Below are 12,240 nucleotides of genomic sequence, written 5' to 3' on the forward strand. Positions count from 1 at the left end.
GCCACTATCTGCCGGTAATGGACAGCCTCATGGATACCTCGCTACGCCTCGATCGCGGCTCGGCCGTGCCTGCCGCTCCCGCGCCCCGTGCCGCGCCGCTCAAGGTGGCGGACGACAAGGCGATGCTGCGTGCCGCCGCCGATCTGACGCGGGACCTCGTCCAGCCGCGCCCGCGCGTCTACTGGGCGGATCTGATCGCCTCGGCGGCGGTCGGCTATGGCGCGCTCGCGGTGTCGGTGAGCGTCGCGTCCACCGGATGGGCGATCGCCGCGGCGGTGGTCGCGATGCTCGGCCTCTATCGTGGCCTGAGCTTCATTCATGAGGTGAGCCATATGAAGCATGCGGCGCTGCCGGGCTTTCGTCATGGCTGGAACGCGCTGATCGGCGTGCCGATGCTCACGCCGTCGTTCATGTACGAGGGCGTGCACAATCTCCATCACGCCAAGACGCGGTATGGCACCATCGAGGATCCCGAATATCTGCCGCTCGCGCTCATGAAGCCGTGGACGCTGCCGGTGTTCATCTTCATTTCCGCGCTCGCGCCGATCGCGCTGCTCTTCCGCTTCGCCGTGCTGTCGCCGATCTCGCTGCTGTCGGCGCGGCTGCGCACCGCGGTGGTGGAGCGGTATTCGGCGCTTGCGATCAACCCGCAATTCCGCCGCCGCGCGCCCGAAGGCGAGGCGCGGCGCTATTGGGATCGCGTCGAGACGGCGGCGAGCCTGTGGGCGCTCGCGCTGATCGCGATGACCGTGACGGGCGTGCTGCCGCTGCGCGCGTTCCTGACCTTTCTCGGTGTCGCGTCGGGCGTCGCGGTGGTCAACCAGGTGCGCACGCTGGTGGCGCATCTGTGGGAGAATGACGGTGAGCCGATGAGCGTCACCGCGCAATATCTCGACACGGTGAACGTGCCGCCGCCGGCGCTGCTGCCGGCTTTGTGGGCGCCGGTGGGCCTGCGCTACCACGCGCTCCACCATCTGCTGCCGGGGCTGCCCTATCATGCACTGGGTGAGGCGCACCGTCGCATCTCGGCGGTGCTCGACGCGCAGTCGGTCTATCACAAGGCGAGCTATCCGGGATTGCCCGGCCTGGTCGCGCGGATCGCGCGCAGCACGATGGTGGTGCGCCGCTGAAGCCGTACCGGCGCCGCGCCTATTCCTCGGATCGGAACAGCACCGCTTCGCCGATCAGGAAGAACAGCAGGAACGGCGCCCAGGCCGCGAGGAACGGCGGGTAGGCGCCCAGGCTGCCCATCGCGAGCGCGAAATTGTCCGCGACGAAATAGGCGAAGCCCAGCATCATCCCCGCGACCGCGCGGATGAACAGCTTGCCCGAGCGCGCGATGCCGAACGCCGCCACCGCGCCCAGCAGCGGCATCAGGCAGGCCGAAAGGGGCCCCGACAGCTTGTGCCACAAGGCGCCTTCCAGTGCTTTCGTGGGACGGCCCGCGCCGGAAAGATCGCCGATCGCCGCCTTGAGCGCGCCGAAGGACAGGCCGTCCGCGTTCACCGTGGCGAGCGTCAACTGATCGGGGCGCACCCCCTTGCCGACCACGATGGTCCCCAGATGCGTCAGCGTTCCCGCGCGCACGTCGAAGCGGGTCGCATCGGGTCCGATCGACCAGCCGTTCTTCGCCAGCCGCCCCCGGGGCGCGCGGATGATGCCGGCGAGATTGCCCCCCGTGCGATCGTAGAGCGTCACGCCCCCCAGTACGGCGCCGGCCCCGCGGCCCCGCACCTGGTCCACCTCGATCAGGTCGTCGCCGTCGCGCACCCACACATTGGTGCGGTCGCCGCGGTCGATCGGGAGGGGGCCGTAACCGACCTTTTCCCATTGATCGAGCGTGGCCTGGGCCCGGCTGACGATCCGGTCGTTGAAGGCGAAGCTCAGCACCGCGATGCCGAAACTGGCGACGATCAGCGGCGCGAGCACCTGATGCGCCGACATGCCGGATGCCTTCAGCGCGATGATCTCGCTATTCTGGTTCATCGTCATCAGCGTCAGGATCGTGCCCGGCAGCACCGAATAGGTCAGGCCGAACGCGATCAGCTCGGGCCCGCGCAGCGACACATAGCGCCAGATCTCGGCCTGGCCGTTGCCGTGATAGGCCAGGATCTTGCTGGATTCGGACAGAAGGTTGAGCGTGAGCAGCACGAGCACCAGCCCGCCCAGGATGCCGAACGTCCGCACGAGGAACAGCCGCGCCATATAGGCCGCTACGGTCGGCGACGGGAAGAGGCCCTTCAGGGTCATCGCGACGCCTCTCTGCGCTGGCCGGGCATGCGGCGGGTGACGGCCTTCGCGATCTTCGAAAAGCCGCGTTCCAGCGCACCGATCGGCTGGCCGCCGGGCACATAGGCGATGGTATAGTACATCCACAGCACCAGCCCGGCGAACACCGCGAACGGGCCCCACAGCGCGATCAGCGGATCCACCTTGCCGAGATCGCCGACGCCGGCAGCATATTGGTTCACTTTGAAATACACCACGATCATCACGATCGCGACGAACACGCCGAGCGCGGACGACGATCGCTTGGGCGGCACGCCGAGCGCGAGAGCCAGAAGCGGCAGCAGGAACATCGAGGCGACCTCGGTCAGACGGAAATGGAATTCGGAACGGCTGCCGTTGCGCTCCTGAAGGCTTTGCGCGTGATGGCCGGCGCGCGCGAGTTCGGGCAGCGTATATTCGAGATTGCCGCCGCCGCGCTGGCGGAAGCTTTCGAATTTCGGGAGATCGATCGGCAGGTCGTGTTGGCTGAAGGTCAGCACGCGCGGCACGTTGAACCCGATCCGGTTGTGGATCAGCGTGCCGTTGGTCAGGCGAAAGATGATGACGTTGGGATCGTCGGTCGCGAGGAACTGGCCGCTGGCGGCGGTGACGCCCAGCCAGTCGCCCTTGGCGGTCTGCGCGTGCACGAAGATGCCGGAAAGTTTGCGCCCCTCGTCGCGACTCTGCTCGATCCGCATCGTCATCCGGTCGCCCAGATGGGTGAATTCGCCCACCTTGATCGACGCGCCGAGCGCCCCGGTGCGCAGTTCGAAGCGAAGCTGTTCGTACGCGTAGCGCGAGGTCGGCTGGACATAGCCGACGATGCCGATGTTGATCGCCGCGAGCACGATCGCATACATATAGGGCACGCGGAGCAGCCGGCCGTAGCTCATGCCCACGCCGCGCATCACGTCCAGTTCGGAGGTCGTGGCGATCCGGCGAAAGGCGAGCAGCACGCCCAGCATCAGGCCGATCGGAATGCCGAGCCCCAGATATTCGGGCAGAAGATTGGCGAGCATCCGCCACACCACGCTGATCGGGCCGCCTTCGGTTGCCACGAAATCGAACAGCCGCAGCATCCGGTCGAGCACCAGCAGCATCGCGGCGACGATCAGCGTGGAGAAGAGCGGGACCGCGATGAGCCGGGCCATGTAGCGGTCGATGGATTTCATGGGGCTGGAAACGCGGCTCCGCTGGAATGGCGGCCACGTATAGAGGGGCAGGGGGCGAGCGTCAGCCGAAAAAGGCGGCGGTCATTCGGCGGCGATCTGCTGCTGCGCGGGCGTCGCGGCGACGGCGGCGGCGATCGCCTGTTCCAGCGCGGCGAGCGTGAACGGCTTGCGCAACACGCCGTGCTCGCCGAACTCGCTGGCGTTCACCTCGCCCGCAAAGCCCGTGACGTACAGGACGGCGACATCGGCGATCCGGTCGCCGAGCGCCGCGATCATCTCGGGCCCCGTACGCCGCGGCATCAGCACGTCGGACAGGATGATGTCGATGGCATGCGCGTCGATCAGCGCGCCGGCCGCGAAGGGATCGTCGCAGGGCACGACATGATGGCCGAGCTCGACGAGCGCCTGGCTGGTCGCGGCCAGGACGCGCGGATCGTCCTCCACGACCAGGACGCGAAGCGCGGCGCGAGCACGCGGGCTGCCCGGATCGGCGATCGCGCTCGATACTTCGGCGGCGTGCGCGGGAGCGGATTCGCGCGGGATGTAGAGCGTCACCGTCGTGCCCACGCCCGGCGTGCTGGCGATGTCGACATCCCCGTCCAATTGGCGGACGAGTGCGAAGATCTGGCTCAGCCCCAGTCCCGTTCCCTTGCCGACGGGCTTGGTGGTGAAGAACGGCTCGAACACCCGCTCGACGATCTCGGGCGCCATGCCCTCGCCGCTGTCGGCGACCGCGATGGTGACGTGATCGCCCGCGGCGCACGCGCCCACTTCGCCCGCGGCGAGCGTCGCGCATGCGACCGCGATGCCGAGCGTGCCGCGCCCATTCATCGCGTCGCGCGCGTTGACGGCCAGATTGAGAATCGCGTTTTCGAGCTGGAGCCGGTCCGCGCAGACCCGCCAGCCCTGCGATCGATCGTCGGTGGTGACGGTGATCGCATCGCCCAGCGTCCGGTCGAGCAGATTGGTCATGCCGCCGACCAGCGCGCCGACGCCGATCGGCTCGGGCTTCAGCGATTCCTCGCGGCTGAACGCGAGCAGGCGGCGGGTGAGCGCGGCGGCGCGATCGGCGCCCTCCCGCGCGCTGTCGAGGTGGCGGCGTGCGGTCGCGCCGTCGTGCAGGCTGCGTTGCGCAAGCTCGAGTCCGCCGAGCACGACCGCGAGCATATTGTTGAAATCATGCGCGATCCCGCCGGTCAACTGGCCGACGGCATCCATCTTCTGCGCCTGGCGGAGCTTGGCCTCCTGCGCGCGCAGGTCGTCGGTCGCCTGGGCCACCGCGGCGGCGAGTTCGGCGGCGCGCTGCTGCGCCGCGTCCGCATCGGCACGGGCAAGGGCGCGCTCGCCGATCGCCTTGATCGTCAGCCAGCCCAGCGCGATCGCGCCCAGCACGATCAGGATGCCGAAGATCGCGAGCACGCCCGCGATGCGGCTAGACCGATCGACCGAGGCCATCGCCGCGGCCGTACGCTCGTCGAGCAGGCTGTGTTCGCGATCGATGATCTCGTCGAGCTCGGCGTTGATCTCCGTCAGCGAAGCGGCCTTGCGCGCCTTGTAATAGCGGGCCAGCGCCTGCTCGTTGAGCTTGTAGTTGGTCGAGAGCGCGATCAGCGACAATTCCTTGCCGCGCGTCTCATAGGCGTCGCGCAGCCGGTCGATCCGCGGCTGCTGCTCGACATTGTCGTCGGTGATCTGGTCGAGCCGGTCGATCTGGCCGCCCGCCTGTTGCCACTCGTCGAAATAGAGCTGGCCCAGCTGCTTGTCGCCGCTGATGACATAACGGCCGAGCGACGCCTCGGACCGGGCGATCGTCCCCGCCAGCGTGCGCGCGAGGATCATCACGTCATAGCTGTGCGTCTGCCGCCGGAGCGCGGCGTCGCGTTCGCGATTGGCGCTGCCGAGCGTCAGGATCAGCGCGATCAAAACGGCCGCGCCCAGCAGCGCCATCGCGACCAGCGTGATGGTGCGCCAGGCTGGCCAGCCTCCGGGGGCCGGTGCGTCCCGCTCGTCCCGCGTCATGACGGCGATCCTATCGGATGCCGATTGGCGTGAAAAGCGCCCCCACGCGCTTCAGCCGATGACGCCCACGGCCTGGCCCGCCGCGCGAAACATCGCCGTGATCCGCTCGATCTGTGCCGGTGTATGTTCGGCGCACAGCGAGCAGCGCAGCAGGAAGGTGCCGGCCGGCGTCGCGGGCGGGCGGGCCATGTTGACGTACAGCCCCGCCTCCAGCAGCGCCTGCCACATCGTGACGGCCTGTTCCTGATCGTCGAGGATCACCGCGATGATCGCCGATTCGGGCGTCTGCGTGCCCAGCCGGAATCCCATGTCGGTCAACGCGCCATGCAGCGTGCGCGCGTTGCTCCACAGCCGGGCGCGCTTGTCGTGCGCGACCGCCAGCTTGCGGATCGATTCCGCAGCGGTGGCGACGACCGAGGGCGGCAGGCTGGCGGTGAAGATATAGGCGCGGCAGGCGAGGCGGATCGCCTCGAACTTCGGATGGTTCGAAACGCAGAAGCCGCCGACGGTGCCGACCGATTTGGAAAAGGTGCCGACGATGAAATCCACCTGATCGGCGAGCCCCTGATCCTCGTACACGCCGCGCCCGTTGGGCCCGAAAAAGCCCATCGAATGCGCTTCGTCGACCAGCACCATGCAGCCATGTTTCTTGGCCACCGCGACCATCTCGCGCAGCGGGGCGATGTCGCCGAGCATCGAATAGACGCCCTCCAGCACCACCAGCTTGGCGGGTTCCTTCGGCAGGCGCCCGAGCCTCTTGTCGAGATCCTCCACCGAATTGTGGCGGAAGCGGACGATCTCGGCATTCCCTTGCGCGCACCCGTCATAGATCGAGGCATGGCTGTCGGCGTCGAGGATGACATATTCGCCCTTGCCGGCGAGCGTCGAGATCATGCCCAGATTGGCCATGTAGCCGGTCGAGAACACGATCGCGCCGGTCATCGCATAGAAATCGCGCAACGCCTGCTCGACCTCGATGTGGTCGGCGAAGGTGCCGTTGAGCATCCGGCTGCCGTTGGTGCCCGAACCGAACCGGTCGAGCGCGGCCTTGCCGGCCGCCACCACGTCGGGATCGAACGTCATGCCCATGTAATTATAGGTGCCGAGCAGGATCGTGTCCTTGCCGCGGATCACCGCCTCGGTGGGCGATTTCACCTCTTCCATCACGATCGCGAACGGATCGCGCACGCCGGTGTCGAGCAAGGCGCGGCGTTCGGCGATCAGGCCGTCGAACTTGCTCATCAGGTCGCGTTCGGGCGCGACCGTCGGCGGATCGATCGGCAGGGCCTCGGCCTGGAATCCGGTCTCGGTCATCTCAGCCCCTCAGCTTTTCGACCGCGTCGACCAGCTGGCCGACCGTCTCGATATCCGCCTGCATGTTCATCGTGATGATGATGTCGAACTCGTCCTCGATCGCGGCGACGAAATCCATGACCGTCAGGCTGTCCCATTCGAGATCGCCCTGGAACGTCGTGGCTTCGGACAGCGCCACGCCCTTCTTGTTGAAGGGCGCGATCTGCGCGGCGACGGTGTCGAAGATGGTCTCGCGGTCGCTCATGATGGTCCTTTGCGGGTGCCGAGGCTCTGGCAGCCAAATGCGGCGGCTTTTCGACGCCTATAGCAGGCGGTGTGTGCGATACCATGCGGCGGTCGCGGCGAGCCCCGCCGGCGTGAGCGTCCGCGGCGTCCAGAGCGACGGGGGCGGGTGCTTCGCCGGATCCGCCGTCCAGTCGGCATGGCAGAGATAACGGGCGCGGTCCGCGGTCAGCTTGGCACCCGACCCACGCAGCCGTCCGTCGATCGCGGCGCCGACGCGCAGCAACGGCGCGGGCAGGTGGATCGGCCACACCCGCCGCCCCACCGCAGCGCCGATCGCATGGGCGAGTTCGGCATGCGTCATCCCGGTGCCGCCATCGTCCACCTCATAGACGGTGCGTGCACCATCGGTGGCGGCAAGCGCGAGCAGCAATTCGGCCAGATCCTCGACCGCGACCACCGACACGCGCCCCGGCGGCGGCAGCAGCGCGAGCCCGTATCGGGCGATCCGGAACATGTCGCGCATCTCGGTGTCGCGGGGGCCATAGATGCCGGTGGGGCGCACGATCGTCCAGGCGAGCGCGCTCGATTCCACCAGCCGCTCCGCCTCCGCCTTGGACCAGCCATAATCGGAAAGATGCGGCTCGCGCGCGGACAGCGACGAGACATGGACGAAGCGGCGCGTGGCGGCGCGGGTCGCCGCGGCGATCACCGCGCGCGTGCCCTCGACATTGCCGGCGACGAAACCCGCACGGTCGGCCGCGTTCACCACGCCCGCGACGTGGACGACGGCGTCGGCGCCCTCGACCAGCGCGGCGAGGGCTGCGGCGTCGTCCAGCGCGCCCGCGATCCACGTCACGCCCTCGCGCGCCGGCTGCGGCCGCCGGGCCAGCGCGCGGACATCATGCCCCTTGGCCAGCGCCTGGTCGATCAGATGGCCGCCGACAAAGCCGGTGCCGCCGGTGAGCGCTAGGATCACAGCAGCGCCAGATGGTTGCGGTGGACCAGCGCGGCGCGGGGCTCGTGGCCGAGGATCGCGGCGTGCTCGTCGCTGCGCTTGCCCAGCAGCCGCGCGGCATCGGCCGAATCATATTCCGCCAGCCCGCGCGCCACCATGCCATCGGGGCCGGCGATCACCACCAGATCGCCGCGGACGAAATCGCCCTCGATCGCGGTCGCCCCGGCCGAGAGCAGGCTGCCCCCCGCCGCCAGTGCCGCCGCCGCGCCGGCATCGATCCGGATCGTGCCCCGCGCGGTAAGCCCGCCCGACAGCCACGCCTTGCGCGCCGGCGCCGCGCGTTCGGGGACGAAGACCGTGTGCCGCGCCTCGGTGGAAAGCGGCCGGTCGACCCGCCCGGAGGCGATGACGAGCCCCACGCCCGCGCCCGTCGCGATCCGCGCCGCTGCGATCTTCGAAACCATGCCGCCCGATCCCATGCCCGACGCCGAACCCGCGCCCGCCAGCGCGGCGATCGAATCGATCCGGTCGACGCGGGGAATATGCCGTGCGGCGGGGTTCTGATGCGGATCGGCATCGTAGAGTCCGTCGACGTCGGACAGCAGCACCACGCCCTGTGCGCCCGCCGCCTGCGCCACGCGCGCGGCGAGCCGGTCATTGTCGCCGAAGCGGATCTCCGCGGTCGCCACGCTGTCATTCTCGTTGATGACGGGCACCGCGCCCAGCCCAAGCAGCCGCCCGAGCGTTGCTGCGGCATTGAGATAGCGACGGCGATCCTCCAGATCGTCCAGCGTCACCAGCATTTGCGCGGCGACGAGCCCCTGCGCGGCGAGGAGCTCGGCCCAGACATGGCAGAGCGCGATCTGCCCGGTCGCGGCGGCCGCCTGCGCGTCCTCCAGGCTGGCGCGGCCACCTTTGCCCAGCCCCAGCCGCCGCGCACCCAGCGCGATCGCGCCCGACGACACGATCGCCACCTGCTGTCCGTCGCGCACGCGCTCCGCCACATCGGCGACGAGCCCGCCCAGCCATTCGCGCCGCACCCCGCCATCGGGATCGACGAGCAGCGCGGAGCCGACCTTGACGATCAGCCGCGCACAATCGGCGGGGGCGAAGATCATCGCGTCAGACCGGCGACCACGCGATCTCGTCCTCGCCCTCGTCATCGGCCGCGACCACTGTCGCCTTGCTGCCGATCGCCTCGAGCAACCGGTCGAGCACCTCCTCGACGCCGTCGCCGCTCGCGCCCGACAGCGGCAAGACCGGCGCGCCGCTCGCCTCGGCCAGCTCGGCCGACAGGGCGGCGATCAGCTCGGCATCGAGCATGTCCACCTTGTTGAGCGCCACGACGACCGCCTTGTCGGTCAGCCCGGCACCGTAATTCTCCAGCTCGTCGCGCACGATCCTGTACGATTCGGCGACGTTCGCATCATTGGCGTCGACCAGATGCAGCAGCACGCGGCAGCGTTCGATATGGCCGAGGAACCGGTCGCCGATGCCTGCGCCATCTGCCGCGCCCTCGATCAGCCCCGGGATGTCGGCCACCACGAATTCGCGCGCCTTGTGGCGCACCACGCCGAGCTGCGGGCGCGTCGTGGTGAAGGCATAGGCGCCGACCTTCGCCTGCGCGTTGGTCACCGCGTTGATGAAGGTGGATTTGCCCGCATTGGGCAGCCCCACCAGCCCGGCATCGGCGAGCAGTTTGAGGCGCAGCCACACCCAGGCCTCCTGGTACGGCCAGCCGGTGCCGTGCTGGCGCGGCGCGCGGTTGGTCGCGGTCTTGTAGGTCGCGTTGCCGCGCCCGCCGTCGCCGCCGCGCAGGAAGATCTTGCGCTGCCCGGCCTCGGTGAAATCGAGCAGCACCTCCTCGCGATCCTCGGACAGCACCTGCGTGCCCACCGGCACCTTGATGACGAGATCGTCGCCGCCCGCGCCGGTGCAGTTCTGCCCCGATCCGCCATGGCCGCGCGGCGCGCGGAAATGCTGGGTGTAGCGAAAGTCGATCAGCGTGTTGAGCCCGGCGACCGCCTCGAAGATGATGTCGCCGCCCTTGCCGCCATTGCCGCCGTCGGGGCCGCCATATTCGATGTACTTCTCGCGACGGAAGCTGACGGCGCCGGGGCCGCCGGCGCCCGAACGCGTGAAGATCTTGGCCTGGTCGAGAAAATGCATGGCGCGTCCCGTAACGGCTTAGCGGTCTTAAAGCGACGGTTTAACGCCGGGCGTCACCGCTTGGCCAGCAGCGCCTCGGTCGCGAGCGCCCGCGCGGTGTCGCGTGGCAGCCCCAGCGCGCGCGCCATCGGCCGGCCGAGCAGCGCGTCGCCCAGCGCCATCAGCACCAATTGTAGCGTCTCTTCGTGGATCGGCTTTTCGTCGGGCATGTGCCCCTCGGCGAGTTCGTCGACCAGATCGTGGATCGCGGTCAGGATCGGATCGAGCGCATCCTCGTCGCCGCTGAGGATCATCCAGCTCGCCAGCGCGCCCGCGCCGCCCTTGCCGAACGCGTCGAACGTCAGGTCCACCACGTCGCGCGGCTGCTGCTCGCCGGCGCGGACGCTGAGCACGGCGGCGCGGATCATGGCCACGATCCCCATCGCCATCCGTTCGATCAACGCCTTCTGCAACCCTTCCGCCGAGCCGAAATGGTGCAGCACATTGGCGTGCGTCCGCCCGATGCGCGCGGCCACCGCCTTCAGCGTGACGCTCGAGGGCCCCTGTTCCACCAGCAGCGCGCGCGCCGCCTCCAGCGCGGCATCGCGCGATTCGCCGGGCGGGAGACGGCGGCGGGGCGGGGTGGCGGCGGGCATGGGGGCGTTTCGGCGCAAAACCGGGCGAAGGCAATCGTGCAGGCGCCGGCTAGGCTGCGATCGGCACGGGCTCGCTCCTTCGCCCGTCCAGATCGAGGACATAGGCCGCGGACGGAAACTCGCCTTCGCGCGCTGCCGACGCCTTCGCCATCACCGCGCCCGTGGGCCGGAAACCGAGCTTGTGCAGCACGCGGCCCGATGCCGGATTGTCGAGGAAATGCCACGCGCCCAGCTTGCCGATCGGCAGGGCATAACGCGCCATGTCGATCACCGCGCGGCCGGCTTCGGTCGCATAGCCGCGACCCCATGCGTCCGGCTTCAGCCAATAGCCGAGCTGCGGCATGCCACCTTCGTCGCTGATGCCGATCCCGCCCACCAGTTCGGGCGCGTCGCCCTCATGCGCGAACACCAGGAAGCGTGCGTCATGTGCGCTGCGGGGCAGGGCGACGAAGGCCTGCGCATCGGCCAGCGTGTAGGGATGCGGCACGCGCGTCAGCATCCGCGCGACCCTGGCCTCGCCGATCGCGGCGGCCAGCGCGGGCGCGTCCTCGGGCCAACTTGGCCGCAACATCAATCTCTTGGTCCGTGCGAACACGTCGGCATCCTCCTTTTGCGGGCGCTGGCACGTCCGTGTGACGGGCCGGCGACAGATGGAGGGAGGCACGAAAAAAGGGAGCCGGGGTGACCCTGCTCCCTTGTTCGGTATCGCTTTCGCGAACCCGGGTCACCCTGGTGGGCAACCCGGCCGGTTGCCCGTTATTCGGCGGCGTTCGCCATTTGCTCGATGAAGCAGAATTTGCGGCCGAGACGGCCTTCCTTGAACGCGACTCGGCCGTCGACCAGCGCGAAGAGCGTATGATCGGTGCCCATGCCGACGCCGGCGCCCGGATAGAATTTCGTGCCGCGCTGGCGCACGAGAATGTTGCCCGCGATCGCTTCCTGACCACCGAACTTCTTCACGCCGAGGCGGCGACCGGCCGAATCGCGACCGTTGCGCGACGAACCGCCTGCTTTCTTATGTGCCATGTCGAATTCGCTCCTTACGCCTGGGCGGCCGGGGCGTCGTGCCCGGCTGCGGTTTGACCGCCGACGCTCACGATCTTCAGGATCGTGTGCTGCTGGCGGTGGCCGTTCTTGCGGCGGTAGTTGTGACGGCGGCGCTTCTTGAAGACGATGACCTTGTCCGCCTTCGCCTGCGCGATGATCTCGGCGGCGACCGTGAAACCCTCGACCGAACGCAGCTCCGAGCCTTCGCCCGCGAGCAGCACATCACCGAGCGTCACCGACGCGCCGGCTTCGCCGTCGATCTTCTCGACGACGATCTTGTCTCCGGCGGCGACGCGGTACTGCTTGCCGCCCGTGCGCACGATTGCGAACATGGCTCTCTTCTTTCCAAAAACACCTGTGCCCCGCGCAGGCGAGACCCGGCGGGAAGAAAGCGCGAGCTAGGCGAGGGGGGGCGGAGTGTCAACCCAAACTAGCA

The 12,240-nt window shown here is 68.8% G+C and carries 13 protein-coding genes; 1 reads left to right on the forward strand and 12 read right to left on the reverse strand.

Going from position 1 to position 12,240, the window contains the following annotated elements:
- Positions 1 to 29: 29 nt before the first annotated feature.
- Positions 30 to 1,130, forward strand: coding sequence for a fatty acid desaturase (locus OXQ95_RS11975; RefSeq protein WP_267381718.1), 1,101 nt, complete (start codon positions 30 to 32; stop codon positions 1,128 to 1,130).
- Between the two features lie 19 nt (positions 1,131 to 1,149).
- On the opposite strand, the gene lptG is transcribed toward OXQ95_RS11975, so the two are convergent.
- The 12 genes from lptG to rplU form a co-directional block, all read right to left on the reverse strand.
- Positions 1,150 to 2,250: an LPS export ABC transporter permease LptG gene (gene lptG, locus OXQ95_RS11980; protein WP_267381721.1), complete on the reverse strand. Its 1,101-nt coding sequence runs from the start codon at positions 2,248 to 2,250 to the stop codon at positions 1,150 to 1,152.
- Positions 2,247 to 3,440: an LPS export ABC transporter permease LptF gene (lptF, locus tag OXQ95_RS11985; protein ID WP_242096817.1), complete on the reverse strand. Its 1,194-nt coding sequence runs from the start codon at positions 3,438 to 3,440 to the stop codon at positions 2,247 to 2,249. The genes lptG and lptF overlap by 4 nt, the downstream gene beginning before the upstream one ends.
- A gap of 81 nt (positions 3,441 to 3,521) precedes the next feature.
- Entirely contained in the window at positions 3,522 to 5,459 is a 1,938-nt protein-coding gene (locus OXQ95_RS11990) for an ATP-binding protein (protein WP_267381723.1), read from the reverse strand.
- A 51-nt stretch (positions 5,460 to 5,510) separates the two neighbouring features.
- The gene (locus OXQ95_RS11995; protein ID WP_267381725.1) at positions 5,511 to 6,773 is read right to left on the reverse strand and encodes an aminotransferase class I/II-fold pyridoxal phosphate-dependent enzyme; all 1,263 of its coding nucleotides are present in this window, start codon (positions 6,771 to 6,773) and stop codon (positions 5,511 to 5,513) included.
- A gap of 1 nt (position 6,774) precedes the next feature.
- On the reverse strand, positions 6,775 to 7,017 hold the full coding sequence (locus tag OXQ95_RS12000) for an acyl carrier protein (protein WP_267381727.1): 243 nt from the start codon (positions 7,015 to 7,017) through the stop codon (positions 6,775 to 6,777).
- 57 nt (positions 7,018 to 7,074) lie between these two features.
- Positions 7,075 to 7,974 (reverse strand): NAD(P)-dependent oxidoreductase, encoded by a 900-nt coding sequence (locus OXQ95_RS12005; RefSeq protein ID WP_267381730.1) that lies wholly within the window; start codon positions 7,972 to 7,974, stop codon positions 7,075 to 7,077.
- Complete coding sequence (proB, locus tag OXQ95_RS12010) at positions 7,971 to 9,071, reverse strand: glutamate 5-kinase (protein ID WP_267381731.1); 1,101 nt, start codon at positions 9,069 to 9,071, stop codon at positions 7,971 to 7,973. Before proB ends, OXQ95_RS12005 begins: the two co-directional genes overlap by 4 nt.
- Before the next feature lie 4 nt (positions 9,072 to 9,075).
- Positions 9,076 to 10,122, reverse strand: a complete 1,047-nt coding sequence (gene obgE / locus OXQ95_RS12015; RefSeq protein ID WP_267381732.1) for a GTPase ObgE — start codon at positions 10,120 to 10,122, stop codon at positions 9,076 to 9,078.
- A gap of 53 nt (positions 10,123 to 10,175) precedes the next feature.
- Entirely contained in the window at positions 10,176 to 10,757 is a 582-nt protein-coding gene (locus tag OXQ95_RS12020; RefSeq protein ID WP_242096824.1) for a TetR/AcrR family transcriptional regulator, read from the reverse strand.
- Between the two features lie 49 nt (positions 10,758 to 10,806).
- Positions 10,807 to 11,328: a GNAT family N-acetyltransferase gene (locus tag OXQ95_RS12025; protein ID WP_267381734.1), complete on the reverse strand. Its 522-nt coding sequence runs from the start codon at positions 11,326 to 11,328 to the stop codon at positions 10,807 to 10,809.
- A 185-nt stretch (positions 11,329 to 11,513) separates the two neighbouring features.
- Positions 11,514 to 11,783 (reverse strand): 50S ribosomal protein L27, encoded by a 270-nt coding sequence (gene rpmA, locus OXQ95_RS12030; protein WP_242096826.1) that lies wholly within the window; start codon positions 11,781 to 11,783, stop codon positions 11,514 to 11,516.
- Positions 11,784 to 11,797: 14 nt separating this feature from the next.
- Positions 11,798 to 12,136, reverse strand: a complete 339-nt coding sequence (rplU, locus tag OXQ95_RS12035; RefSeq protein WP_242096827.1) for a 50S ribosomal protein L21 — start codon at positions 12,134 to 12,136, stop codon at positions 11,798 to 11,800.
- Positions 12,137 to 12,240: the final 104 nt, after the last annotated feature.

It is taken from the genome of Sphingomonas sp. GC_Shp_6, from assembly GCF_026540835.1.
Taxonomy (GTDB): domain Bacteria; phylum Pseudomonadota; class Alphaproteobacteria; order Sphingomonadales; family Sphingomonadaceae; genus Sphingomonas.

Coding starts and splice junctions, on each gene's coding strand:
- proB (WP_267381731.1), bottom strand. CDS start 9,071: ATGATCTTCGCCCCCGCCGATTGTGCGCGGCTGATCGTCAAGGTCGGC.
- OXQ95_RS11995 (WP_267381725.1), bottom strand. CDS start 6,773: ATGACCGAGACCGGATTCCAGGCCGAGGCCCTGCCGATCGATCCGCCG.
- OXQ95_RS12020 (WP_242096824.1), bottom strand. CDS start 10,757: ATGCCCGCCGCCACCCCGCCCCGCCGCCGTCTCCCGCCCGGCGAATCG.
- lptF (WP_242096817.1), bottom strand. CDS start 3,440: ATGAAATCCATCGACCGCTACATGGCCCGGCTCATCGCGGTCCCGCTC.
- rplU (WP_242096827.1), bottom strand. CDS start 12,136: ATGTTCGCAATCGTGCGCACGGGCGGCAAGCAGTACCGCGTCGCCGCC.
- obgE (WP_267381732.1), bottom strand. CDS start 10,122: ATGCATTTTCTCGACCAGGCCAAGATCTTCACGCGTTCGGGCGCCGGC.
- OXQ95_RS12000 (WP_267381727.1), bottom strand. CDS start 7,017: ATGAGCGACCGCGAGACCATCTTCGACACCGTCGCCGCGCAGATCGCG.
- OXQ95_RS11990 (WP_267381723.1), bottom strand. CDS start 5,459: ATGACGCGGGACGAGCGGGACGCACCGGCCCCCGGAGGCTGGCCAGCC.
- OXQ95_RS12025 (WP_267381734.1), bottom strand. CDS start 11,328: ATGTTGCGGCCAAGTTGGCCCGAGGACGCGCCCGCGCTGGCCGCCGCG.
- lptG (WP_267381721.1), bottom strand. CDS start 2,250: ATGACCCTGAAGGGCCTCTTCCCGTCGCCGACCGTAGCGGCCTATATG.
- OXQ95_RS11975 (WP_267381718.1), top strand. CDS start 30: ATGGATACCTCGCTACGCCTCGATCGCGGCTCGGCCGTGCCTGCCGCT.
- rpmA (WP_242096826.1), bottom strand. CDS start 11,783: ATGGCACATAAGAAAGCAGGCGGTTCGTCGCGCAACGGTCGCGATTCG.